The organism is Actinomycetota bacterium (assembly GCA_041658625.1).
Lineage (GTDB): Bacteria > Actinomycetota > JAHEXW01 > JAHEXW01 > JAHEXW01 > JBAZZW01.
In genome coordinates, this window is the sequence record JBAZZW010000003.1 from 57,485 (window position 1) to 81,450 (window position 23,966).

Annotated in this window: 22 protein-coding genes, 5 tRNA genes and 1 pseudogene; all 28 read left to right on the top strand. The window is 56.5% G+C overall.

The features are described from left to right. The first annotated feature begins 8 nt into the window (after positions 1-8). The 28 genes and pseudogenes from cysE to rplW all read left to right on the top strand — a co-directional run bounded on the left by cysE (position 9) and on the right by rplW (position 23,966). Entirely contained in the window at positions 9-668 is a 660-nt protein-coding gene (gene cysE, locus WC891_08310; GenBank protein MFA5867941.1) for a serine O-acetyltransferase, read from the top strand. Further along, entirely contained in the window at positions 649-2,121 is a 1,473-nt protein-coding gene (cysS, locus tag WC891_08315; protein MFA5867942.1) for a cysteine--tRNA ligase, read from the top strand. Before cysE ends, cysS begins: the two co-directional genes overlap by 20 nt. Next, positions 2,122-2,679 carry a sigma-70 family RNA polymerase sigma factor gene (locus tag WC891_08320; GenBank protein MFA5867943.1) on the top strand — a complete coding sequence of 186 codons (558 nt, stop codon included), beginning with the start codon at positions 2,122-2,124 and terminating at the stop codon, positions 2,677-2,679. It begins immediately after the preceding gene. A gap of 77 nt (positions 2,680-2,756) precedes the next feature. Continuing rightward, positions 2,757-2,831: transfer RNA gene (locus tag WC891_08325), tRNA-Thr, on the top strand. Between the two features lie 651 nt (positions 2,832-3,482). Beyond that, positions 3,483-3,950 carry a hypothetical protein gene (locus tag WC891_08330; GenBank protein ID MFA5867944.1) on the top strand — a complete coding sequence of 156 codons (468 nt, stop codon included), beginning with the start codon at positions 3,483-3,485 and terminating at the stop codon, positions 3,948-3,950. A 15-nt stretch (positions 3,951-3,965) separates the two neighbouring features. Beyond that, positions 3,966-4,643, top strand: a complete 678-nt coding sequence (locus WC891_08335) for a hypothetical protein (protein MFA5867945.1) — start codon at positions 3,966-3,968, stop codon at positions 4,641-4,643. A 172-nt stretch (positions 4,644-4,815) separates the two neighbouring features. Beyond that, a tRNA-Tyr gene (locus tag WC891_08340) sits at positions 4,816-4,901 on the top strand. A gap of 166 nt (positions 4,902-5,067) precedes the next feature. Next, a tRNA-Thr gene (locus WC891_08345) sits at positions 5,068-5,142 on the top strand. Between the two features lie 276 nt (positions 5,143-5,418). Further along, positions 5,419-5,495, top strand: a tRNA-Met gene (locus tag WC891_08350). A gap of 188 nt (positions 5,496-5,683) precedes the next feature. Continuing rightward, the gene (gene tuf / locus WC891_08355) at positions 5,684-6,892 is read left to right on the top strand and encodes an elongation factor Tu (GenBank protein MFA5867946.1); all 1,209 of its coding nucleotides are present in this window, start codon (positions 5,684-5,686) and stop codon (positions 6,890-6,892) included. 79 nt (positions 6,893-6,971) lie between these two features. After that, positions 6,972-7,121 (top strand): 50S ribosomal protein L33, encoded by a 150-nt coding sequence (gene rpmG / locus WC891_08360; protein MFA5867947.1) that lies wholly within the window; start codon positions 6,972-6,974, stop codon positions 7,119-7,121. 84 nt (positions 7,122-7,205) lie between these two features. Then, positions 7,206-7,283, top strand: a tRNA-Trp gene (locus WC891_08365). An 86-nt stretch (positions 7,284-7,369) separates the two neighbouring features. Next, entirely contained in the window at positions 7,370-7,660 is a 291-nt protein-coding gene (secE, locus tag WC891_08370; GenBank protein MFA5867948.1) for a preprotein translocase subunit SecE, read from the top strand. 26 nt (positions 7,661-7,686) lie between these two features. Further along, positions 7,687-8,235, top strand: a complete 549-nt coding sequence (nusG, locus tag WC891_08375) for a transcription termination/antitermination protein NusG (GenBank protein ID MFA5867949.1) — start codon at positions 7,687-7,689, stop codon at positions 8,233-8,235. A gap of 24 nt (positions 8,236-8,259) precedes the next feature. Then, positions 8,260-8,682: a 50S ribosomal protein L11 gene (gene rplK / locus WC891_08380; GenBank protein MFA5867950.1), complete on the top strand. Its 423-nt coding sequence runs from the start codon at positions 8,260-8,262 to the stop codon at positions 8,680-8,682. Positions 8,683-8,694: 12 nt separating this feature from the next. Next, on the top strand, positions 8,695-9,405 hold the full coding sequence (gene rplA / locus WC891_08385; protein MFA5867951.1) for a 50S ribosomal protein L1: 711 nt from the start codon (positions 8,695-8,697) through the stop codon (positions 9,403-9,405). Positions 9,406-9,425: 20 nt separating this feature from the next. After that, a complete protein-coding gene (gene rplJ, locus WC891_08390) occupies positions 9,426-9,941 on the top strand; it encodes a 50S ribosomal protein L10 (protein ID MFA5867952.1) in 516 nt (171 codons plus the stop codon). Between the two features lie 39 nt (positions 9,942-9,980). Continuing rightward, a complete protein-coding gene (gene rplL, locus WC891_08395) occupies positions 9,981-10,373 on the top strand; it encodes a 50S ribosomal protein L7/L12 (GenBank protein ID MFA5867953.1) in 393 nt (130 codons plus the stop codon). A 103-nt stretch (positions 10,374-10,476) separates the two neighbouring features. Next, positions 10,477-13,932 (top strand): DNA-directed RNA polymerase subunit beta, encoded by a 3,456-nt coding sequence (locus WC891_08400; GenBank protein ID MFA5867954.1) that lies wholly within the window; start codon positions 10,477-10,479, stop codon positions 13,930-13,932. A 17-nt stretch (positions 13,933-13,949) separates the two neighbouring features. Continuing rightward, positions 13,950-17,744: pseudogene (locus WC891_08405) on the top strand (DNA-directed RNA polymerase subunit beta'). A gap of 126 nt (positions 17,745-17,870) precedes the next feature. After that, on the top strand, positions 17,871-18,245 hold the full coding sequence (rpsL, locus tag WC891_08410) for a 30S ribosomal protein S12 (protein ID MFA5867955.1): 375 nt from the start codon (positions 17,871-17,873) through the stop codon (positions 18,243-18,245). A 1-nt stretch (position 18,246) separates the two neighbouring features. Further along, entirely contained in the window at positions 18,247-18,717 is a 471-nt protein-coding gene (gene rpsG / locus WC891_08415; protein ID MFA5867956.1) for a 30S ribosomal protein S7, read from the top strand. Positions 18,718-18,762: 45 nt separating this feature from the next. Beyond that, positions 18,763-20,844: an elongation factor G gene (gene fusA / locus WC891_08420; protein MFA5867957.1), complete on the top strand. Its 2,082-nt coding sequence runs from the start codon at positions 18,763-18,765 to the stop codon at positions 20,842-20,844. Between the two features lie 11 nt (positions 20,845-20,855). Continuing rightward, on the top strand, positions 20,856-22,064 hold the full coding sequence (gene tuf, locus WC891_08425; protein MFA5867958.1) for an elongation factor Tu: 1,209 nt from the start codon (positions 20,856-20,858) through the stop codon (positions 22,062-22,064). Positions 22,065-22,078: 14 nt separating this feature from the next. Then, positions 22,079-22,387, top strand: coding sequence for a 30S ribosomal protein S10 (rpsJ, locus tag WC891_08430; GenBank protein ID MFA5867959.1), 309 nt, complete (start codon positions 22,079-22,081; stop codon positions 22,385-22,387). Between the two features lie 29 nt (positions 22,388-22,416). Then, positions 22,417-23,049, top strand: a complete 633-nt coding sequence (gene rplC / locus WC891_08435; GenBank protein MFA5867960.1) for a 50S ribosomal protein L3 — start codon at positions 22,417-22,419, stop codon at positions 23,047-23,049. Positions 23,050-23,052: 3 nt separating this feature from the next. Beyond that, positions 23,053-23,682: a 50S ribosomal protein L4 gene (gene rplD, locus WC891_08440; GenBank protein MFA5867961.1), complete on the top strand. Its 630-nt coding sequence runs from the start codon at positions 23,053-23,055 to the stop codon at positions 23,680-23,682. Beyond that, entirely contained in the window at positions 23,679-23,966 is a 288-nt protein-coding gene (rplW, locus tag WC891_08445; protein ID MFA5867962.1) for a 50S ribosomal protein L23, read from the top strand. Before rplD ends, rplW begins: the two co-directional genes overlap by 4 nt.

The following is a 23,966-nucleotide window of genomic DNA, read 5'->3' on the forward strand; positions in this document are numbered from 1 at the left end:
AAGCACCGTTGAGCCTTTTCAGTGATATAAGATTAGCTAAGCAAAGAGATCCAGCTGCTCGCAACGGACTGGAGATATTTCTCACCTACCCCGGCTTGCATGCTGTTTGGTCGCATCGGATCGCCCACTTTCTTTGGCGCGCCCGGTTAAAATTGATTGCCAGGCTGGCAAGCCAGTTCAACAGGTTTGTTACCGGAATCGAGATCCATCCAGCCGCGGTAATAGGCCGCCGGTTTTTTATCGATCACGGCCTGGGCGTCGTCGTCGGGGCTACTTCGATTGTCGGCGACGATGTAACCCTGTACCAGGGTGTAACCTTGGGCGGCACGGGCAAAGAGAAGGGTAAGCGGCATCCGACCTTGGAGGACCGGGTCGTAGTCGCGGCCGGGGCGAAGGTTCTGGGGAACATAACAATCGGACATGATTCGAATGTCGGCGCCGGAGCGGTGGTAATAAAATCCGTGCCTCCTAACTCGACGGTCGTCGGGGTGCCGGGAAGGTTCGTCGTGCACCGGGGACGCGAGATCCCGACAACGGATCTCCATCACGAGAGGCTGCCGGATCCGGTCGCCGAGATGTTCAGGCACATCGAAAGGCGCTTAGACGGGTTGGACGACGAAATAGGCAAGTACGAGGGGAGCCAGGCCCGTGGGCATCAGGGTTCATAATACGCTGTCGGGGAAAAAGGAGGAATTCGTTCCCAGAGATCCCGGCAAAGTAGCCATGTATGTATGCGGGCCGACGGTTTATAACTATATTCACGTTGGCAACGCGCGCTGTTACCTGACTTTTGACATGATGCGGCGGTATCTTAAGCACCGCGGATATAAGGTTCTCTACGCGCAGAATTTTACGGATGTCGATGACAAGATTATCAACGCCGCAAACAGCGAGGGCGTCGACCCGGCTGATCTGGCCGAAAAATATATCAAAGCGTTCGAGGAGGATATGACCAGGCTCGACGTCGAGCCGCCCGACGTAACACCTAAGGCGACCGAGCATATCGAGGAAATGATCGAGATGATCGGCAGCCTGATCGATAAGGGGATTGCATACGAGGTCGACGGGGACGTCTATTACGAAGTCGATAAATTCCCCGGATATGGTAAACTCTCACACCGGTCGCTTGACGATATGCAGGCCGGCGCCAGGGTGGACGTGGACGAGCGCAAGCGAAACCCGATGGATTTCGCCCTTTGGAAAACGGCCAAACCGGGCGAACCCAGCTGGGGAAGTCCTTGGGGGCATGGCCGGCCCGGCTGGCACATCGAGTGTTCGGCGATGTCGCAGAGGTATTTGGGTTTTTCCTTCGACATCCACGGAGGCGGCCTGGACCTGATCTTTCCGCATCACGAAAACGAGATTGCGCAAGCCGAGGGCGCGACGGGACGCGAGCCGTTTGTCCGCTACTGGCTGCATAACGGTTTCGTTACCATGAGCGGAGAAAAGATGGCTAAATCAGTCGGGAACATCATCCGAGTGCGTGACGTTTTGGACGATGTCGATCCTCAAGCTGTCAAGATGTTGTTTCTTGGCACGCATTATCGGGGCCCCATCGATTTTAACGCCGGCAAGCTAAAAGAAGCCGAAGCCGCTTATAGCCGGCTGAACAACGTGATCGGCAATTTAGACCGGGCGATAGACGACTACAGAGAACCGGTAAAGGTCATGATGGGATCAGGCCAGGAAGCCTTACTGTATGAGGCGGCGCGCCGAACCGAAGAGGAATTCGTCGCGGCCATGGATGACGACTTCAATGCGCCGGACGCTCTGGGGACGCTGTTTATTTTAGCGCGCGACGTGAACTCGTACCTGAAAGACAGGACGCAATTATCTCTTGACGAAATGGATGCGCTGGACGCCGTCAAAAAGACGATTATCGACTTAGGCGCCGCGCTGGGACTTACTTTCCGAGGATTTCGGACAGAGCAAACAGATGCGGGGACTGGGATCGTCGTCTCGACCGAGGAAATCGAATCGATGATTAAAATGCGAAACCAAGCCAGAGAGGCCAAGGATTGGGCGGAGGCTGACCGCATCCGCGACGAACTGGCGGCTCTTGGCGTGACTATTGAGGATACCGCAACCGGCACCAAATACCGCGTCGGGAAAGGTAATTGATTGGCCGACAAAGACGAACTGCAGGTCAAGGCCGCCCAGCAGGGGGACAAAAGAGGTTTCGACGAGCTCTTGCGGCGCTATAAATCAATGGTCAAAACAAAGTCCCGGATTGTAGTGCCGCCGGGACTGGAGCGAGAAGACATCCTTCAAGAAGGCATGATCGGCCTGTTCAAGGCCATTCGCGACTACAGTCCGGCATCGGGCGCCCCCTTCGGGGCTTTTGCCGATATGTGTGTGGAGCGCCAGATCACGACCGCTATCCGGTCTGCGACGCGAAAAAAGCACACCCCGTTGAACTTGTCGTTACCGCTTGACGCAACCACGGCGGCGGAGGACAAAGACATGATGCGGGACTACAAAGCTGTCAACCCCCTTAAGTCACTGATCGATAAGGAAGAATTCAAGCGGGTTCGAAGAATACTGACAGAAAGGGAAGCGGCCGTCCTGGGACTCCGCCTGAACGGGAAGTCTTATCAGGAGATTTCCGTCTCGCTAGGCATCTCGGCCAAAGCGGTCGACAACGCTCTCCGGAGAGCGAGACAAAAACTCGGACAATAGAAGAATCGTACTTTGAGCTAGTCCTTATGTTTATCTTAAGGACGAGTCGAGAAGCCGCCTGTTATAATCATCTACAAGCCGGTGTAGCTCAGAGGTAGAGCAGGGGTTTTGTAAACCTCAGGCCGGGGGTTCGAATCCCTCCACCGGCTCCACTCGCAATAGACTCGCATGCCGCTTGCGGCCTACCATCGTTTGCCCGCCTCGCTCCCAAGAACTTAAGTCGCCACGGCGAACAAACAATGCTCTCCGCTCGTTAGTGTTCTGTCTGCATGCTCGATCGTATTATTCAGGGCGAGGGGCCTTGTTACGTGTAACAGGTCGTTCCAGCGCTTTCTGCCTGGCGTTTGACGCCGACGGTTCGGCGGAGGCGCGACGGCCGGCGGTTCGAATCCCTCCACCGGCTCCACTCATAATAGACTCGCATGCCGCCTGCCTGCCGGCAGGCGGCCTACCATCGTTAGTGCTTTGGGGTCAGGCCCTTTCTTCTAATGCGACAGGGCCTGACCCCGTGTTTCAAGTCGCCACAGCGAGCAAACAATGCTCTCCGCTCGTTAGTGTCTAGTCCGTATGCTCGATTTTTCCTTATCGGCAGCTTGCCTAACGTATTCGTTAGGCGGAGGCGCGACGGCCGGGTGGTTCGAGGAGAGAGAGTGCCCTATTACGTGTAAAAGTAATGTTCTAGCTTTTTTCTGTGGCAGGCGCGACGGCCTGGAGGTTAGAATAAATATAAGGAGTCACTAAAGTAACATCTGTTACAATCCGATAAAACTTATTGGGTGGTCTTCGATTGGGAGCTGTGCACTATGGATGCGACACTGTATCCCGGCAACAATTATCTTCGTGTCACGCTGATCTCAATACTTGTCGCCTGCCTGGTATTTTTCGGGGGTGGCTGGCTTTTTGTTAAGATTGTGGGCGCCACCCAGAACTCACGGGCAGTCGAAACGGAAGCGGCCGCCGCCGAACGGCCAGCCGACCTTAAACTGCCGGAAGATATCCCTTTATACAAGAGCGGCAACATTGACAGCGGTAAGGAAGTCGACGAGATACAGGTCTTTGTAATCGTTTTTACGTTGGGGTCGATAGAAGAGGTCAAAGATTATTATGAAATAGAAATGCCGGCGCGCGGCTGGCAGGCATACGCGGAAGGCTCCAATGCCAAACAATATCTAAAAACCGACGGCAAGAAAAAAGCGAGCATGGTCTGGCAGTATTACGCCGGTAAACCACGGCTCCGGTTAACGATCCGTGAGATGATACCTGAAATCTAATGCTATTATCTTCCTATGGCTTTTGATAAAAGGTTCTATGGCAAATGGGTGCTGTACACGGCGCTAGGCGAGCTTTTCGGGTTCTTAGCGCCGGTAGCGGCCGGCGTAATCGGCGCGTTGATTATCGGAGAGGCTACTTCGCCCTTGGGGATAGCCGCGACCTTGTTGTTAGCCGCCGTCGGCGGTTTGGGGGAAGGGTCGATTCTGGCCGCTTGGCAAGCGGCAATTCTTAAGAAGCGCTTGCCGGACCTGAACCGCGCAAGATTCATAATATATACGGCACTCGCGGCCGCGCTGGCCTGGATTATCGGAATGTCGCCCAGCACTATAAACAATTCCGTCGAATTGCCTGTTTGGGTTTGGATCGTCATCGGAATCATCGGTGTCCCGTTCTTTCTGGTCTCCATCGGCGGGGCGCAATGGCTGGAACTCCGTAAACATGTCAAGAAAGCCTGGATCTGGATAATCGCCAACGCGATCGCCTGGCCGGCCGGGGTAATGATTCCTGTCTTTGGCATCCAGCTGGTGCCGGACACCAGCGCCGTCTGGGTGTTCGTCGCCGCGGGGATTATTTCAGGTGTTATGATGGGCGCCGCCGTAGGCGCTATCACCGGCCTGTTTCTAGTAAACCTTTTAAAGCGTCATCCTGGGCGAGCGTCCTGCGAACAGTCATCCTGGGGTTCGACCGATTAAGTCGAATCGCAGGAACTCAGACGTAGCTGTCGCTCCAGCTAAAATCGTGCCTTGTAGGTCAGAAACAGGTACAGCCAGCTAATCTCGTGCATGGTGGATCAAATCGTACACCCAAAAACCTTGTCCGCCTTTTTCTCATCTGATATTATTAAGTGTTCGTGCGTCAAAGCGCGGGGGGATGCCCGAGTGGCCAAAGGGAGCAGACTGTAAATCTGCCGGCGAACGCCTTCGGAGGTTCAAATCCTCCTCCCCCCACCATCCTTCGCGGATGGACTCAGGCCTTGCGGCCTTCGTCCTTTCTGTCGCTACGGATGGCAGGCCAGCTTGATATAGGGGCGAAGGATGGTGCCCTCCGAAGCAGACGGCAGGAGCCGCTTATCAAGGCGACTGCGTCTTAAGCAAAGGAGGGTGTCACGAAAAAATGGCTGGGGTAGCTCAGGGGTAGAGCAGCTGCATGGTAAGCAGCAGGCCGGGGGTTCAAATCCCCCCTCCAGCTCCAGGCTTGAAGCCCCGGCCTGAGAGGGATTCTTAAGGGGGAGAGGCTTCCCCTTAAGACTATGTTTAGGAAGGGGAGATTTCAGAGGGGAAACCTTGGTTGCCCCTCTGAGGAGTGGAGGCAGTTGGGTGACTACGCGACGGCCGGGCGGTTCAAATCCCCCCTCCAGCTCCAGCGAATCAGCTGCGCTAATTAGCAGTAGTTAGTAATTAGTTGTTAGAGGTTAGAAGAACAGTTAGATGGGTCTAACGACTAACTTCCAATAGCTAACGACTATGTGGCGGTGTAGCTCAGTTGGCAAGAGCACGCGGTTCATACCCGCGGAGTCGGAGGTTCGAGTCCTCCCACCGCTACCAAGTTTAGTAAGGAGAAAGCGGAATGGGCGCCAGCCAGCACTTAATGAGGCTGGTCCGCCTTTGGCGGAGTTCGAGTCCTCCCACCGCTACCATTCTTGGCGAATAGCCGAGAGCCAAGGGCAAAGAGCCGGTACTAAGTACTTGCTCTACGCTCTAAGCCCTATGCTCTAAGCCACTAAGGAGGAAATATGGCTAAGCAGAAATTCGAGAGGACCAAGCCGCACCTGAACATCGGCACCATCGGTCACGTCGACCACGGCAAGACGACCTTGACGGCGGCCATCACGACGTGCCTTCACAAGGCGGGCATGAACGTCGCCGAGAGGAGCTTCGACTCCATCGACAACGCTCCCGAGGAGCGCGAGCGCGGCATAACCATCGCCATCGCCCACGTCGAGTTCGAGACGGAGAAGCGCCACTACGCTCACATCGACTGCCCGGGACACGCCGACTACATCAAGAACATGATCACCGGAGCGGCCCAGATGGACGGGGCCATCCTGGTGGTATCGGCCGCCGACGGCCCGATGCCGCAGACCCGCGAGCACATCCTGTTGGCGAGGCAGGTCGGCGTCCCCTACATCATCGTCTTCATGAATAAGACCGACATGGTCGACGACCCGGAACTCCTGGACCTGGTCGAGATGGAAGTCAGGGACTTGCTCACCGAGTACGAGTTCCCGGGCGACGACATCCCGGTCATCCGGGGGAGTGCCCTGAAAGCGCTGGAGAGCAAGTGCGAAGATCCCAAGACCTGTGACGACTGCAAGCCCGTCATGGAATTGATGGACTCGGTCGACTCCTATATCCCCACCCCCGCCCGTGACGTGGACAAGCCGTTCTTGATGAGTGTGGAAGACGTCTTCACCATCACCGGCCGCGGCACCGTCGCGACGGGCCGAGTGGAGAGGGGCAAGATCAAGGTCGGCGAGGAAGTCGAGATCGTCGGCATCCGCCCCGAGACCAAGAAAACGGTCGCCACAGGGCTGGAGATGTTCAGGAAGTTACTCGACGAAGCCGAAGCCGGCGACAACGTTGGCGTGCTTCTAAGAGGTGTGGAGAAAGACGAGATCGAGCGGGGACAGGTCCTGGCCAAGCCGGGGAGCATCACCCCTCACACCGAGTTCACCGGCCAGGCCTACATCCTGACCAAGGAAGAAGGCGGGCGTCACACCCCGTTCTTCTCAGGATATCGGCCCCAGTTCTACTTCAGGACGACCGACGTCACCGGCGTCGTGACCTTGCCTTCCGGGACCGAGATGGTCATGCCGGGAGATAACACGGTGATGGAAGTCGTGCTTATAGCCCCGATCGCCATGGAAGAAGGCCTGCGCTTCGCCATCCGCGAAGGCGGCCGCACCGTCGGCGCCGGGCGCGTCACGAAGATCAAGAAATAGCGGAGAGCTAAGGGTGGAGGGCGGAGAGTACTGGTTCTACGCCATCGGCTCTAAGCTCTAAGCAGGCAAAGGAGTAATATTGAGAGTAACCGTGACCATGGCTTGCACCGAGTGCAAGCGGCGTAATTATACGTCGACCAAGAACAAAAACAACGACGCGGATAGGATTGAGCTTAAGAAATATTGTCCGTGGTGCAAAAAACATACTTTACATAAAGAGACGCGGTAGGGTACAATTACATACACGGCAGGTCATCGCGTTTACTAGAAACGCGCGATGGCTTGTCTTGCTTTGTCTTTTTTGCATCTGTGTAGGCCTGTAGCTCCAATTGGTTAGAGCGCCGGTCTCCAAAACCGGATGTTGGGGGTTCGAATCCCTCCAGGCCTGCCAGTTCTTCAGGCGGGGCCGCACTGTAAGGAGAACCGGGAAGACATTTACGGCCAAGGGTTACTTGCGTTTAAGGAAAGGTAATAACGATGGCGGTTTCCAGAAAACTAAGACGGGAAATGGAACGGTCTCAGTCGCAGAAAAAATCCGCGGCGCCGACCAAGAAGAAACCGCAACAAGGCGGGCCGCCTAAAAAGCGAACGACTCCGATACAGTTCCTGCGTGAAGTTCGCGCGGAGCTGAAGAAAGTCACCTGGCCGACGCGAACGGAACTGATCCAATCGACCTTGATGGTCCTGGTCATCCTGCTCGCGCTCACGGGTGCTATCTATGTAATGGATTTGGTGTTCGCCCAGGCAGCGACGCTTTTAACGAAATAGGCCTTGAGGGGGATTTGATAATCACGATGGCACGGCAAGCTTCAGTGACAACGGAAAAGAACTGGTACGTGGTTCATACCTATGCCGGCTATGAGAACAAGGTCAAGGCGAATCTGGAGAGCCGGATTACCTCCATGGATATGGAGGACAAGATTTTTGGGATCGTCATCCCCGTAGAAGATGTTGTGGAGATAAAAGGCCGCAAGAAGACTATCACCCAGAAACGGGTATTCCCGGGATATATCCTGGTCGAAATGCGTTTAGACGACGATTCCTGGTTCGTCGTCAGGAATACGCCGGGAGTCACCGGATTTGTCGGAGCCGGCGCTAAGCCGACGCCCCTTAGCCAGGGCGAGGTCGACAAGATTATCCGCCGCGAGGGTTTCGAGAAGCCTAAGCCGAAAACGGAGTTCGAGGTCGGCCAGAGCGTTCGGGTCATTAAAGGCCCGTTTGTCGATTTCTCGGGCAAAATCAACGAGATCGAGGTCGAGAAAGGCAAGCTGAAAGTCTATATCGAGATATTCGGGCGGGAGACGCTGGTCGAACTAGGGTTTGACCAGGTCGCCAAGCTCTAAAAGCACACCGCGCGAGGAGGATACATGGCAAAGAAAGTCTTGAGCTTGATTAAGCTGCACATACCAGCCGGTCAAGCCACACCCGCGCCGCCTGTCGGCCCCGCCTTGGGTCAACACGCGGTCAACATCATGGAGTTCTGCAAGGCGTTTAACGACGCCACCAAAGACCAGGCCGGAAACATCATCCCGGTTGTCATCACGGTTTACGAGGACCGCAGCTTCACCTTCATCACGAAAACGCCGCCGGCGGCCGAGCTTATCAAGAAAGCCGCGGGACTGGAGAAGGGTAGCGGCGAGCCGCACATGGACAAGGTCGGTGCGATTTCCAAGGATCAGGTCAAGGAGATTGCCGAGCTAAAAATGAAGGACCTGAACGCGGGCAGCGTTGAAGCGGCCATGCGGATAATCGAAGGCACCGCCCGCAGCATGGGCGTCGAGATCTCTTAAGGGGGGCGGCTTATGAAAAGAGGCAAAACATACAACGCGGCCGCCGCTAAAGTGGAAGCGGATAAGATTTACACGCCGCTGGACGCGATCAAGATCATTAAGGAAAACGCCACGGCCAAGTTCGACGAGACGGTAGATATCGCCATCCGCCTGGGGCTGGACACAAGGAAAGCCGACCAGCAGGTCAGAGGCACGGTTATTCTGCCTAATGGCACCGGCCGTTCGGTTCGCGTCGCGGTCTTCGCCCAGGGTGAGAAAGCGCGCGAAGCGATGGACGCCGGCGCCGACGTAGTCGGGGCGGAAGACCTGGCCGAAGAGGTAACGAAAGGCCGGGCGGATTTTGACGTCGCCATCGCTACGCCCGACATGATGGGAACGGTCGGGAAGCTAGGCAAGGTGCTGGGTCCCCGGGGCTTGATGCCGAATCCGAAAACCGGCACCGTTACCTTCGACATTGGCAAGGCGGTCAAGGACAGCAAGATGGGCAAGGTGGAATACCGTGCCGACAAATTCGGCATAGTCCATTTGGTTATCGGCAAAAGGTCGTTCGAAGAAACGGCTTTGGCCGATAACTACAAAACATTGATGGACGAGATAATTAGGGCAAAACCGGCGGGGGCTAAAGGCCGTTACATCAAAGGCATAACCCTGTCGAGCACGATGGGTCCGGGCTTGAAGGTCGACCCGTCCAAAATCCGCGATCTCGCGGCGGAAGCGAGCTGATAGCGATGACGGAGACAACAATGGTGCGTCCGGAAAAAGTCGCCATCGTCGAGGAGATCCTCGAGAACCTGAACAAATCGACGACGGCGGTTTTGGCGGACTATCGGGGTTTAACCGCCGCGGAAATGACGGAGCTCCGCAAAGGGCTGCGCGATGCCGGAATCAATTTTAAGATTTTCAAGAACACGCTGGCGACAATCGCGGCGCGGCAAGCCGGCTTGGACGACCTGGAGGGAATGTTGGTCGGACCGACCGCGATCGCCTTCGGGTTTGACGATCCGATCGCTGTAGCCAAGATATTGAACGATTTCGCCAATAAGCACGACGCCCTGGAAATCAAAGGCGGGGTCATCGAACACCAGGTAATCGACCAAGAGAAGGTCGTGGCCTTGGCTAAATTGCCCGGCCGCGAGCAGTTGATCGCCCAGTTCGTCGGACTTTTGAACCAGCCGATTGTCAGGCTGGTCACAGTGCTGAATAAGCCGGTCCAGGACTTGGCTTTTGCCTTGAACGCGGTCGCGCAGAATAAACGGTAGACCATTTTTCAAAGAAGACCCCAAGGAGGTACTTCAGTAATGGCAGACAAGAAAGCCGCAACGAAAGACGAGATCCTCGAGACAATCAAGGGCATGAGCGTCCTTGAACTTTCCGAACTCGTCAAATCACTGGAAGATGAGTTCGGTGTTTCCGCCGCCGCCATGGCTCCGGTAGCCGTCGCGGGCGCGCCCGCCGCGGGCGCTGAACCGGCTGAGGAGAAGAGCGAGTTCGACGTCGTTCTGTCAGCGGTCGGCGACAAGAAAATCGAGGTCATCAAGGTGGTTCGCAGCGTTACGACTCTCGGCCTGAAAGAAGCCAAAGAGCTCGTAGACGGCGCCCCTAACACCGTCAAGGAGAAGGTCAACAAGGAAGAGGCCGCCAAACTCAAGGCGCAACTTGAGGAAGCCGGCGCGACCGTCGAGCTCAAATAACCCGACTTAACTTGCCGGGCTACAAGCTCTTCTCCTTAAGCAATCAAATATCGTATTCAAATCGCGCGGACGTGGTCGTCCGCATCATTGAGGTGGTTAACGCATGAAAGCTGACTCCGGCAGCCGCTCACGGATTAGCTTTGGCAAAATCCCCGTCAAACTGGAAGCGCCCGATCTCATCGCCCTGCAGAAGGATTCGTATGAGTGGTTTATCCAAGCGGGCTTACGCGAAGCGTTAGACGATGTTTCGCCCATCCAGGATTATACGGGTAATCTAGAACTCCATTTCGGCGAATACCGTTTTGGGGATATCGAGCATACAGTAGACGAATGTAAGGACCGGGGCATGCAGTACGGCGCCCGGCTTTACGTAACCATGATGTTCCATAACAAAAAAACCGGCGAGATGAAGGAGCAAGAGGTATTCATCGGCGATTTTCCGCTTATGACCGACAACGGCACCTTTGTTATCAAGGGTACCGAAAGAGTCGTGGTTTCCCAGCTTGTCCGGTCACCGGGCGTCTATTTCGACAAGGAAGACAATCTGGAGAACGACAAGACCGTTCACATTTGCCGGCTTATCCCCAACCGGGGCGCCTGGCTGGAATTTGAGACTGACCCGCATAAAAAGACCGAGACGCCGAAAGCCGTCTGGGCTCGTATCGACCGCCGGCGTAAAGTGCTGGTCACCGTGCTGCTGAAAGCGCTCGGTTTCGGCACCAACGATGACATCCTGGACATTTTCAATAACGATCCGGCTATTAAAAATACTTTGGATAAAGACCCGACCGACGACCGCGATAAAGCGCTGATAGAACTCTATAAGCATATGCGCCCGGGCGAACAGCAAAGCGTCGATTCGGCCGAGAACCTGATCAACTCGATGTTTTTTGACGGCCATCGCTATGACCTGGCGCGCGTCGGCCGCTATAAATTAAACAAGAAACTACACAATAAAGAAGGCAAAGGCGTGGAAGCCGGCCCGACCGTGTTGACCAAGGACGATATCCTGGCGGCTGTCAGGAAACTTGTGGATCTGGCCAACGGTTTGGGAGACGTCGACGACATCGACCACTTCGGCAACCGTCGGATTAAGACGGTCGGCGAGTTGATCCAGAATCAGTTCAGGATCGGCCTGTCGCGCGTTGAGAGGATCGTGCGCGAGCGTATGGCATCAACCAGCGAGGTCGAGACGATCACGCCGCAGACGCTGGTCAATGTGCGACCCATTTCCGCGGCCATCAAGGAATTCTTCGGCGGCAGCCCGCTGTCCCAGTTCATGGACCAGACGAACTCACTGGCCGGATTGACGCATCAGCGCCGGTTATCCGCTCTGGGTCCGGGCGGTCTGTCGAGGGAGCGCGCGGGCTTCGAGGTCCGCGACGTCCATCCGTCGCACTACGGTCGGATGTGTCCGATCGAAACCCCGGAAGGCCCGAATATCGGCCTTATCGGCTCACTGTCAACCTACGCCCGCATCAATTCGCTCGGCTTTATCGAAACGCCGTACCGCCGGGTCGAAAAGGGCATCGTTACCAGCAAGATCGAATACCTGACAGCCGACGAGGAAGATAAATACGTTATCGCCCAGGCGAACACGCCGGTAGACAACAAAGGCAAAATCACCCAGGAAAACGTCTTCGTCCGCGTTAAGGAAGAGGAAGTCCGGACGGCGACGCCCGACGAGGTAGATTATATGGACATCTCGCCGTTGCAGGTCGTCAGTGTCTCGGCCGGCTTGATTCCTTTCCTGGAACACGATGACGCCAACCGGGCGCTGATGGGATCCAACATGCAGCGTCAAGCGGTGCCGCTCCTCAGAAGCGAGGCTCCGCTAGTCGGAACAGGCATGGAGCAAAAGGTCGCTATCGACACGAAGAGCGTGCTCGTCGCTAAGGAAGACGGCGTGGTCACCAGGGTTTCAGCCGATGACGTCGAGGTCAAGAGCGGCCGGAAAACCCATGACTATAACCTTCTTAAGTACCGGCGCAGCAACCAGGGCACCTGCATCAATCAGAAAGCCGTCGTTACAGAAGGGCAAAAGATCAAGACCGGCGACGTTATCGCCGATGGGCCGAGTTCGGACCAGGGCGAACTGGCGCTGGGACGGAACTTGCTGGTCGCGTTCATGCCGTGGGAAGGATACAACTACGAGGACGCCATCATCATCAGCGAACGTCTGGTCAAGGATGACATCCTGACCTCGATTCATATAGAGGAATATGAGATAGAAGCGAAAGACACCAAACTTGGCCCGGAAGAAATCACGCGGGACATTCCCAACGTCGGCGAGGAGCTTTTGAAGGACCTTGACGAGCGCGGAATCGTTCGCGTTGGCGCCGAGGTGCGGCATAGCGACATCCTGGTCGGCAAGATCACGCCAAAGGGCGAGACCGAGCTGACCGCGGAGGAGCGGCTCCTGCGGGCCATTTTCGGCGAGAAAGCCAGGGAGGTCCGCGAGACCTCTTTGAAAGTGCCGCACGGAGACGAGGGTATCGTCATCGGAGTACGCGAGTTTCATCGCGACAAGGGCGGCGAGCTTAATCCCGGCGTTAACGAGAAAGTCGTCGTCTACGTCGCGCAGAAGCGGAAAGTCAGCGAGGGCGACAAGCTGGCCGGGCGCCACGGCAACAAGGGCGTTATTTCGGTCATCGTCCCCGAGGAGGACATGCCGTTCCTGCCGGACGGACGGCCGGTCGATATTGTTTTGAACCCGCTGGGCGTCCCGTCCCGGATGAACCTGGGCCAGATTATGGAGACGCACCTAGGCTGGGCGGCGCACGAAGGCTGGCCGCTCAAGGGTAAGCAATACGAGGGGATGAAAGCCCCTTATCACGTGGCGTGCCCGGTTTTTGACGGCGCGACCGAGGAAGACATAAGGACATCTTTAAAGAAAGCGGGTCTGCCGGAGGATAGCAAATCGATTCTCTACAACGGCAAGACGGGCGAGGCTTTCGACCAACCGATCAGCGTCGGTTATATCTACATGCTGAAGCTGCTGCACCTGGTCGACGACAAGATTCACGCTCGTTCGACAGGTCCGTATTCGCTTATAACCCAGCAGCCGCTGGGCGGCAAGGCGCAATTCGGCGGACAGAGGTTCGGCGAGATGGAGGTCTGGGCGCTGGAGGCTTATGGTGCCGCGTACACGCTCCAGGAAATCCTGACGGTCAAGTCTGACGACGTGGCCGGTCGTGTCCGTACCTACGAAGCCATCGTCAAGGGCGAGAATATTCCCGAACCCGGTATGCCGGAGTCGTTTAAGGTTCTCGTCAAAGAGATGCAGGGCTTGTGTCTGGATGTCGGCTTATACACCGCCGAAGGTCAGGAGATCACCGTCCTCCGCGAGGAAGACGAGGAACTCGGCCGGGCCATGCGGGCGTTGGGCGTCGACATCCAGCGCGAGGAGCCGTTGGGCGACGAAGAGTTGTTCGGCTTTGCCATCGAAGAGGCCGGCGGCGCTAAGGAAGAAGAAGAAGAAACGGAAGAAACGATAACCGCGGAAGACGCCAAGGCTGTCCTTGGCTCGCCCGGCGGCGATGAAATAGACGAATCTTAGGGGATGTGATTTAACAAGTGGCGGAAATCCAGGATTTCGAGGAATTTCGAATCGGTATTGTTTCCCCCGAACGGATCAGGGCTTGGTCCAACGGGGAGGTTAAGAAACCCGAAACCATAAACTACAGAACCCTCAAGCCTGAGCGCGACGGCCTGTTCTGCGAAAAGATTTTCGGGCCGACCAAGGATTGGGAGTGCTACTGCGGTAAGTACAAGAAAGTCCGGTTCAAGGGCATCATCTGCGAAAAGTGCGGGGTTGAAATCACCCGGGCGAGGGTGCGCCGGGAGCGTATGGGCCATATCGAACTGGCGGCGCCGGTAGCGCATATCTGGTATTTCAAGGGCATCCCCAGCAAGATGGGATATCTGTTGGACATGAGCCCGAAGGAACTGGAAAAAGTATTGTACTTCGCGTCCCACTGCATCATCCGTATTGACGATGAGAAGCGTCAGGGTGAAATGGACAAGCTTAAGGACGCGCTGAGCAAGGATACGGACGTCATCAACAAGTCGGCCGACGAGGAAAAAGCAACTGTCATCGCCGAAGCCGAGGAGAAAATCAAAGAAATCGAAGAAAATTTGAAGCCGGAGGAGGGAGACAAGAAAGCCGTCTCCGCCGCCAAAGCCGACAACAAACCGCTTAAAAAGGAGATCGCCGACTTAGAGAAACAGCTAGCTAAGGAGTTAAGGGAGATCGACGATCGGGCGATGCGCCGCACCCAGGACTTGAGCGGCGTTTTCGAGTTCTTTAAAACGATGAAACCCGGCCAGCTAGCCGAGTTCGAGGACGTTTTTAACCGGATGTTCAAGCGGCGCAACGTAAACAACGAGCAGCTTTACTGGGATCTTGAGGACCGTTACGGTTCATATTTCGAGGGCGGTATCGGCGCGGAAGCGGTTCGCGAGCTCTTAAGGGACATCGACCTGGAAGCGGAAGCATCCGGTCTCAAAGCCCTCATCAAGGGCGATGGCGACAAGGAAGGCGCCAAAGGCCAGAAGAAACAGAAAGCCATCAAACGTCTTAAAGTAGTCGGAGCCTTCAGAAGCAGCAAGAATCGGCCGGAAGACATGATTCTGGAAACCGTGCCGGTCATCCCGCCGGATCTGCGGCCGATGGTGCCGTTGGACGGCGGCCGGTACGCGACGTCTGACCTTAACGATCTATACCGTCGCGTCATCAACCGCAACAACCGTTTAAAAAGGCTATTGGACCTGGGCGCTCCGAAGATCATCGTCAATAACGAAAAGAGGATGCTCCAGGAAGCGGTGGACACCCTGTTTGACAACGGGCGCCGCGGTCGGCCTATAACTGGCGCCGGCAATCGGCCTCTAAAATCGCTGTCCGACATGCTTAAGGGTAAGCAGGGCCGGTTCCGCCAGAACCTACTGGGCAAGCGCGTCGACTACTCCGGACGTTCAGTCATCGTCGTCGGCCCGGATCTTAAGTTCTATCAGTGCGGCCTGCCTAAGCAGATCGCCTTGGAATTGTTTAAACCGTTTGTTATGAAACGATTGGTCGACAAGGGTCTGGCGCCGAATATTAAGGGCGTCAAGAAACTCGTCGAACGCGCCCACCCGGTCGTCTGGGACGTCCTGGAAGAGGTCATCAAAGACCAGGTTGTCCTGCTAAACAGGGCTCCGACCCTGCATCGCCTGGGCATTCAGGCTTTCGAGCCGGTACTCGTGGAAGGCAAAGCCATCCAGATACATCCGCTCGTCTGCACGGCGTTCAACGCTGATTTCGACGGCGACCAGATGGCCGTGCATTTGCCGCTAAGCGCGGAAGCGCAGGCTGAAGCACGTTTGCTTATGTTAAGCGCCCACAACGTCTTGAGCCCGGCCAATGGCAAACCGATTGCTACGCCGACGCAGGACATGGTTCTCGGCTGCTATTATCTGACGATCATGAAGGACGGCGTAAAGGGCGAAGGTCTTATCTTCGGCTCCCCCGATGAAGCCATCATGGCTGAGGAATTTGGCGAGATCGATCTAAGGGCCAAGATCACGGTCAGGATAAAAGGCGAGCGCATCGTCGACACGACCGTCGGCCGCGTTATCTTTAACTCGGTGTTGCCTGAAGGTTTCCGTTACATCAACAAACGCGTCGACAAGAGCGACATCTCGGCAATCGTTACCGAATGCGTCGAGAACTACCCGATGGGAGACATTGTCGGAGTCCTAGACGGCATTAAAAAGCTTGGCTTCAAGTACGCGACACGCGCCGGCACGACCATCGCGCTGGACGATATCAAAGTTCCGAAAGAAAAAGCGGCCATGCTGGAAGAGCCGGAAAAAGCGGTCGCCAAGGCGGAACAGCAGTATCGCCGCGGTTTAATGACCGCCAACGAGCGGCACCAGCGCGTTGTTAACATCTGGACCGAAGCGACCGAGAAGGTAAGCAAGGCCATGGAAGACAGCTTCGATGAGGACAATCCCATCTATATGATGGCGACCTCCGGCGCCCGCGGTAACTTAAAGCAGGTCCGGCAGCTAGCCGCCATGCGCGGACTGGTCGTTAACCCGAAAGGCGAGGTCATTGACCGCCCGATTAAGAGCAACTTCCGTGAAGGAATGACCGTTCTGGAGTACTTCCTAAGCACGCACGGCGGCAGAAAGGGCTTAGCCGACACCGCGCTCAGGACGGCTGACGCCGGTTATCTTACCAGGCGTCTGGTCGACGTCGTCCAGGACACCATTGTCAGAGAGGAAGATTGCGGCACGACCGAATACGTGATACTGCCCGCGGTCAAAGAAGACGGCGAGCCTAATGAGGGTCTGATTTCCCGAATTGTCGCCATAGACATCACCGTGCCTAAAGGCAGGAAGGTCATTTTGGCCAAGGGCGAGCCGATTAAACATACTGACCTGGACGTCATCATTGAAGCCGGCGTTACCGAGGCGGCCGTGCGAAGCGTAGTTACCTGCGACACGCGCCACGGTGTTTGCCAGCAGTGCTACGGACTTAGCCTGGCGACCGGGCGGCCTGTGGATATCGGCGAGGCGGTCGGCATCATCGCCGCCCAGTCTATCGGCGAGCCTGGAACGCAGTTGACGCTTCGAACCTTCCACACCGGCGGCGTGGCGGCGGGCGGCGATATCACGCAGGGTCTGCCCCGCGTGGTCGAGCTGTTCGAGGCGCGCAAACCGAAAGGTCAAGCGCTTTTGGCAGAGATCGACGGCAAGGTTAAGATGACCACCGACAAGGAAGAAGACGTGCTTGTGCTAACGGTAACCGCTCCGGCCAAGAAAGGTATACCCAAGACCGAGAAGGCGTATAAGATACCGAGCAGCTCCCGCGTTCGCGTCAGCGACGGCGACACGGTCGAGGCGGGAGACAAACTGACTTACGGTTCCGTTTATCCCCCCGACCTGGTTCATATCAAAGGACCGCGCGTCACCCAGCAGTATCTGGTCGACGGCGTTCAGGAAGTGTATAAGAGCCAGGGCGTGGATATCCACGATAAGCACATCGAGCTTATCACCCGGCAGATGCTGACGAAGGTCTTTGTGACCAAGGCGGCCGACACAGACTTCCTGCCCGGCCAGTACGTGAACCGCTACGATTTTGAAGCGGAAAACGAACGGGTTATCGGGGAAAGCGCCAAGCCCGCGTCGGCGCGCCAGGTCATTCTGGGGATTACCAAGTCGGCTTTGGAGACTGACAGCTTCTTGAGCGCGGCATCGTTCCAGGAGACCACGCGGATCTTAACCGACTCGGCAGTCGCTGGTAAGAGCGATCCTCTCCTGGGCTTAAAGGAGAACGTCATAATCGGCAAGTTGATTCCCGCCGGGACCGGAATGAAACGTTACCGCGCAGTCGGCATCACGCCGGCGCCGTCGGAGGAGCCGGAAGTCGAAGAAACTAAAGTTTGACAAGCCAAAAAGCGATTGATAAACTTAAAGGTCTGTGCCAAGCAAGAATCGTAACACGGAGAGTGTATGCCGACAATTAATCAGCTGGTAAGAAAGGGTAGAAAGAGTAAGAAGAGCAAAGTGTCGACGCCGGCATTGGCGGGAGCCCCGCAGCGGCGCGGTGTTTGCACACGCGTTTCTACCACAACGCCCAAGAAACCGAACTCGGCTTTGCGTAAGATTGCCAGGGTAAGGTTGGCGAAAACCGGCCAGGAAGTCACGGCGTACATCCCCGGTATCGGCCACAACCTGCAGGAACACAGCATCGTATTGATTAGGGGAGGCCGGGTTAAGGATTTGCCGGGCGTCCGCTATAAGGTTGTGCGAGCCGCGCTGGATACGGGCGGCGTCGAGAACCGCAAGAAAGCCCGCAGCAAGTACGGCGCGAAGGCGGAGAAGTAATATGCCGCGCAGAGGGGCTGCTCCAAGACGGGAACTCATACCGGATCCGGTCTATGGAGACAAACTGGTCAGCCAGTTCGTGAATAAAATTATGCTCCAGGGTAAGAAAAGCACGTCTGAGAGTATCGTGTATGAAGCCCTGGAAATCGCCGGCAAGCAAAGCGGCAAACCCGGCCTCGTCGTCTTGAAGAAAGCTGTCGAGAACACGAAGCCGCATCTGGAAGTCAAGCCCCGCCGGGTCGGCGGCGCTACCTACCAGGTACCGATCGAAGTGGACAGCAAACGCGGCACGACCTTGTCTATCCGCTGGCTGGTGGGATACTCCCGCGCCCGGCGCGAGAAGACAATGGCCGACCGTCTGGCCGCTGAGATACTCGACGCGTCGAATAATACAGGCACGTCGGTTAAGAAAAAGGAAGATACGCACAAGATGGCCGAGGCCAACAAGGCTTTCGCGCACTATCGCTGGTAAGTCAGGACGAAAGGGATTATGCCTACACCGCAATTGGAGAAGGAAATGTCGCAGAAGTTCCGCCTGGAAGACATGAGAAACATCGGGATCATGGCCCATATCGACGCGGGCAAAACAACGACGACCGAACGCATACTTTATTATACGGGCGTCAACTACCGCATCGGCGAGGTGGACGAGGGTCAGGCCACGATGGACTGGATGGTCCAGGAACAGGAGCGCGGCATTACCATTACCTCCGCCGCTACAACCGCCAATTGGAAGGGCGTGCGGATTAACATTATAGACACACCCGGCCACGTGGACTTCACTGTAGAGGTCGAACGATCACTTAGGGTTCTTGACGGAGCGGTTGCCGTATTCGACGGCGAAGCCGGCGTCGAACCACAATCTGAAACAGTCTGGCGGCAAGCCGATAAATACGGCGTACCGCGAATCTGCTTCATCAATAAAATGGACAAGACCGGCGCGGATTTCTTGAACGCGGTTCAGTCGCTGCGCGACCGGTTGGGCGCGAATCCGGTTCCGATTCAATTAAACATCGGCGCCGAGGACAACTACAAAGGCCATATCGACCTGATAGAGATGAAAGTATACGAGTATAACGATCCGACGGGCGCTAATGTGGATATCATAGATATCCCGGCCGACATGCTGCCCGACGCCGAGGAGCATCGCATCCATATGATCGAGGCCGTCGCCGATTACGACGAGGACGTGATGCTGAAATACCTGGAAGGCGAGGACGTAACCGTAGAAGAGATCAAGCGGGCTATTCGCAAGGCAACACTGGCCAACGCGGTCACGCCGGTTCTCTGCGGAACCGCGCTTAAAAATAAGGGCGTGCAACCCGTACTCGACGCGGTCATCGACTATCTGCCGAGTCCGCTGGACGTACCGCCCGTTAAGGGCATCGAGCCCAAGACGGGCAACGAAATCGAGCGTAAGCCCAGCAACGACGAGCCTTTCGCCGCGCTGGCCTTCAAGGTCGTAACCGACCCGTTCGTAGGCAAACTCACTTTCTTCCGCGTTTATTCCGGCACGCTACAAAGCGGAGCTTACACCTACAACGCGAACAAGGGCATCAAGGAGCGCGTTGGGCGTCTGCTTCAGATGCACAGCAATACCCGTGAGGAGCGAAAAGAAGTATACACGGGAGAGATTGCGGCGGTCGTAGGCCTAAAAGACACGACAACCGGTGACACGCTTTGCAACCAAGCGCATCAGATTATTCTGGAATCCATGGTCTTTCCCGAACCGGTCATCGACGTGGCCATCGAGCCAAAAACCAAAGCGGACCAGGAAAAACTGTCCGCATCGTTGTTGAAACTGGCTGAGGAAGATCCAACCTTCCGCGTCAAGACCGACGAGGATACGGGTCAGACTATTGTGGCCGGAATGGGCGAGCTTCATCTGGAGATTATCGTTGACCGGTTGATCCGCGAATTCAACGTTCACGCCAATGTCGGCAAACCGCAGGTAGCTTACCGCGAGACTATCACCAAGGAAGCCCAGGCCGAAGGCAAGTTCGTCCGCCAGACAGGCGGCCGCGGCCAGTACGGGCATGTTTATATCAAAGTCGAACCGCTGAAGGAAAGCGAACAGAATTTCGAGTTCGAAGACAAGATTACCCAGGGCGCTGTGCCCAAGGAATACATCCCGGCCGTCGGCAAAGGCGTCGAGGAAGCCATGGAAAGCGGCGCGATTGCCGGTTATCCACTGGTGAATATTAAAGCGACGCTCTACGACGGTTCTTACCATGATGTCGACTCCAGCGAAATGGCGTTTAAAATTGCTGGCAGCATGGGCTTTAAGAATGCTATAAATAAAGCTCATCCCGTTTTGCTGGAGCCGGTCATGGATGTTGAAATTGTCAGCCCCGAGCAATACGTGGGCGACGTCATCGGCGACTTGAACAGCCGCCGCGGCCGGATTGAGGGAATGGAACTACGCGGCGACACTCGCTCCGTCAGAGCTTTGGTGCCGTTGAGCGAGATGTTTGGATACGCGACCGACTTGCGCAGCAAAACGCAGGGGCGGGCGAATTATACGATGCAGTTTAAGCAATATGAAGAAGTTCCGAAGCGGATTGCCGAGGAAATAGTTAAGAAAAGCCGAGGAGAGTAGGAGGTTACCTTATGGCTAAGCAGAAATTCGAGAGGACCAAGCCGCACCTGAACATCGGCACCATCGGTCACGTCGACCACGGCAAGACGACCTTGACGGCGGCCATCACGACGTGCCTTCACAAGGCGGGCATGAACGTCGCCGAGAGGAGCTTCGACTCCATCGACAACGCTCCCGAGGAGCGCGAGCGCGGCATAACCATCGCCATCGCCCACGTCGAGTTCGAGACGGAGAAGCGCCACTACGCTCACATCGACTGCCCGGGACACGCCGACTACATCAAGAACATGATCACCGGAGCGGCCCAGATGGACGGGGCCATCCTGGTGGTATCGGCCGCCGACGGCCCGATGCCGCAGACCCGCGAGCACATCCTGTTGGCGAGGCAGGTCGGCGTCCCCTACATCATCGTCTTCATGAATAAGACCGACATGGTCGACGACCCGGAACTCCTGGACCTGGTCGAGATGGAAGTCAGGGACTTGCTCACCGAGTACGAGTTCCCGGGCGACGACATCCCGGTCATCCGGGGGAGTGCCCTGAAAGCGCTGGAGAGCAAGTGCGAAGATCCCAAGACCTGTGACGACTGCAAGCCCGTCATGGAATTGATGGACTCGGTCGACTCCTATATCCCCACCCCCGCCCGTGACGTGGACAAGCCGTTCTTGATGAGTGTGGAAGACGTCTTCACCATCACCGGCCGCGGCACCGTCGCGACGGGCCGAGTGGAGAGGGGCAAGATCAAGGTCGGCGAGGAAGTCGAGATCGTCGGCATCCGCCCCGAGACCAAGAAAACGGTCGCCACAGGGCTGGAGATGTTCAGGAAGTTACTCGACGAAGCCGAAGCCGGCGACAACGTTGGCGTGCTTCTAAGAGGTGTGGAGAAAGACGAGATCGAGCGGGGACAGGTCCTGGCCAAGCCGGGGAGCATCACCCCTCACACCGAGTTCACCGGCCAGGCCTACATCCTGACCAAGGAAGAAGGCGGGCGTCACACCCCGTTCTTCTCAGGATATCGGCCCCAGTTCTACTTCAGGACGACCGACGTCACCGGCGTCGTGACCTTGCCTTCCGGGACCGAGATGGTCATGCCGGGAGATAACACGGTGATGGAAGTCGTGCTTATAGCCCCGATCGCCATGGAAGAAGGCCTGCGCTTCGCCATCCGCGAAGGCGGCCGCACCGTCGGCGCCGGGCGCGTCACGAAGATCAAGAAGTAAGTAAAGGATAAGAGTTGGCGAACCAGCAGATCCGAATAAGACTAAAAGCATATGACCACGAGCTGATTGACCAGTCGGCCCGAAAAATCGTGGAAACCGCCAAACGGACGGGCGCCAGGATTTCAGGCCCGGTCCCGCTGCCGACGCGGCGGAGCCGTTACTGCGTTATCAGGTCGCCCCACAAGGACAAGGATTCACGGGAACATTTTGAGATCAGGACGCACAAACGTCTGATCGACATCCTGGATCCGACACCTAAAACGATTGATTCTTTGATGAGGTTGGATCTGCCGGCTGGGGTCGATATCGAGATCAAACTGTAAGGTCTCGAAATACTAGACGAGGCATGAGCGTGAAAGGTATTCTCGGCAAAAAAATAGGCATGAGCCAGGTGTTTTCCAGCGACGGAAAAGTCGTTCCGGTGACGCTGATAGAGGCCGGCCCCTGCTATGTCGTCCAGGTAAAGGACGAGGGCAACGATGGGTATAAGGCTGTTCAGCTTGGCTTTGGCGAGACCAAAGAAGGCAATCTGTCAAAACCGGAACGGGGCCATCTGGCCAAGGCCGGGACCCCGCTGGTGAAATATCTGGCGGAGTACCGCGTCGAGGACCTAGAAGCCGTATCCGTCGGGCAACAGATCGACGCCGATGTCTTCGCCGAAGGCGAGATAGTCGACGTCGAGGGCGTGTCCAAAGGCAAAGGCTTCGCCGGCGTCGTCAAGCGCCATAATTTCTCGACCCGTCCGGCAACGCACGGCCACCACTTTCGCCGCGCGCCGGGCGCCATCGGTATGTGCGCTACCCCTTCGCGCGTCTGGAAGGGCAAGAAACTCCCGGGACGGATGGGCAACGCCAAGACCACGATATCTTTTATCGAGGTCGTTAAGGTGGACAAAGGCAACAACCTGATCGCCCTTAAGGGCTGCGTACCGGGCCCCAAAGGCGGCCTGGTCATGATCCGGGAAGCAAAAAGGAGTCGTGCTTAAACCATGGGTAAGAGCATCACGGTTCACGACAAAACAGGCAAGAAGGTCAGCGAGGTCGCGGTCAGCGACGCCGCTATGAAATACGAAGCCAACCCGGCACTGGTCCACCAGGTTGTCAACGCGTATCTGGCGGGATTGAGACAGGGTTCGGCCAACACGAAGACCCGCGGCGAGGTTTCGGGCGGAGGGGTCAAGCCCTGGCGCCAGAAAGGCACGGGACGCGCGCGCGCGGGCAGCATCCGGTCACCGATCTGGCGGCACGGCGGCATCGTCCACGGGCCGAAACCACGCGATTTTTCACAGAAAGTGCCGAAGAAAATGAAATACGCGGCGCTTAAGGGCGCTTTGGCCGACAAGCTTCGCGACGGGTCGTTTAAAGTCGTCGAGGAGCTGACGTGGGAGAAACCGTCGACTAAGGCGGCCGTTGAGCTTTTGGCGGCGCTGAAAGCCGAAGGCAAGGTGCTAGCCGTCGTCCAGGACGAGCAGGACGCGATTATGAAGTCGTTCCGCAACCTGCCGCACGTCAAGGTCGTATCGGCCGGACAGCTGACGACCTATGACGTTCTTAACGCCGATGATATCGTCACGACGAAAAGCGTTTTCGAGCTGGTGGCCAAGGAGAGACTGGTATGAAAAATCCGCGCGCGGTCATCAAGAAGCCGATCATCAGCGAAAAAAGCTATAAGTTGATTGAAGAAAACAAATATGTATTCGCGGTCGATCCTAAAGCGGGCAAGGAAGAAATCAAAGACGCAATCGAGGCCATATTCAATGTTAAGGTCATCGGCGTCAACACAATGCACCGCGGGGGAAAAATGAAACGACAGGGCGCGACGTCAGGTTACACGCCGTCGATGAAGAAAGCCATTGTTACGCTGGCCGAAGGCCACAAGATCGAGTTCTTCGAGTCGAAGTAG

What these genes read in the sequence shown, in the direction of transcription:
- WC891_08400 (MFA5867954.1), top strand. Translation starts at nt 10,477, where the DNA reads ATGAAAGCTGACTCCGGCAGCCGCTCACGGATTAGCTTTGGCAAAATC.
- rplW (MFA5867962.1), top strand. Translation starts at nt 23,679, where the DNA reads ATGAAAAATCCGCGCGCGGTCATCAAGAAGCCGATCATCAGCGAAAAA.
- rplJ (MFA5867952.1), top strand. Translation starts at nt 9,426, where the DNA reads ATGGTGCGTCCGGAAAAAGTCGCCATCGTCGAGGAGATCCTCGAGAAC.
- rpsG (MFA5867956.1), top strand. Translation starts at nt 18,247, where the DNA reads ATGCCGCGCAGAGGGGCTGCTCCAAGACGGGAACTCATACCGGATCCG.
- secE (MFA5867948.1), top strand. Translation starts at nt 7,370, where the DNA reads ATGGCGGTTTCCAGAAAACTAAGACGGGAAATGGAACGGTCTCAGTCG.
- rplK (MFA5867950.1), top strand. Translation starts at nt 8,260, where the DNA reads ATGGCAAAGAAAGTCTTGAGCTTGATTAAGCTGCACATACCAGCCGGT.
- tuf (MFA5867946.1), top strand. Translation starts at nt 5,684, where the DNA reads ATGGCTAAGCAGAAATTCGAGAGGACCAAGCCGCACCTGAACATCGGC.
- tuf (MFA5867958.1), top strand. Translation starts at nt 20,856, where the DNA reads ATGGCTAAGCAGAAATTCGAGAGGACCAAGCCGCACCTGAACATCGGC.
- nusG (MFA5867949.1), top strand. Translation starts at nt 7,687, where the DNA reads ATGGCACGGCAAGCTTCAGTGACAACGGAAAAGAACTGGTACGTGGTT.
- rplL (MFA5867953.1), top strand. Translation starts at nt 9,981, where the DNA reads ATGGCAGACAAGAAAGCCGCAACGAAAGACGAGATCCTCGAGACAATC.
- rpsL (MFA5867955.1), top strand. Translation starts at nt 17,871, where the DNA reads ATGCCGACAATTAATCAGCTGGTAAGAAAGGGTAGAAAGAGTAAGAAG.
- WC891_08335 (MFA5867945.1), top strand. Translation starts at nt 3,966, where the DNA reads ATGGCTTTTGATAAAAGGTTCTATGGCAAATGGGTGCTGTACACGGCG.
- fusA (MFA5867957.1), top strand. Translation starts at nt 18,763, where the DNA reads ATGTCGCAGAAGTTCCGCCTGGAAGACATGAGAAACATCGGGATCATG.
- WC891_08330 (MFA5867944.1), top strand. Translation starts at nt 3,483, where the DNA reads ATGGATGCGACACTGTATCCCGGCAACAATTATCTTCGTGTCACGCTG.
- rplA (MFA5867951.1), top strand. Translation starts at nt 8,695, where the DNA reads ATGAAAAGAGGCAAAACATACAACGCGGCCGCCGCTAAAGTGGAAGCG.
- rplD (MFA5867961.1), top strand. Translation starts at nt 23,053, where the DNA reads ATGGGTAAGAGCATCACGGTTCACGACAAAACAGGCAAGAAGGTCAGC.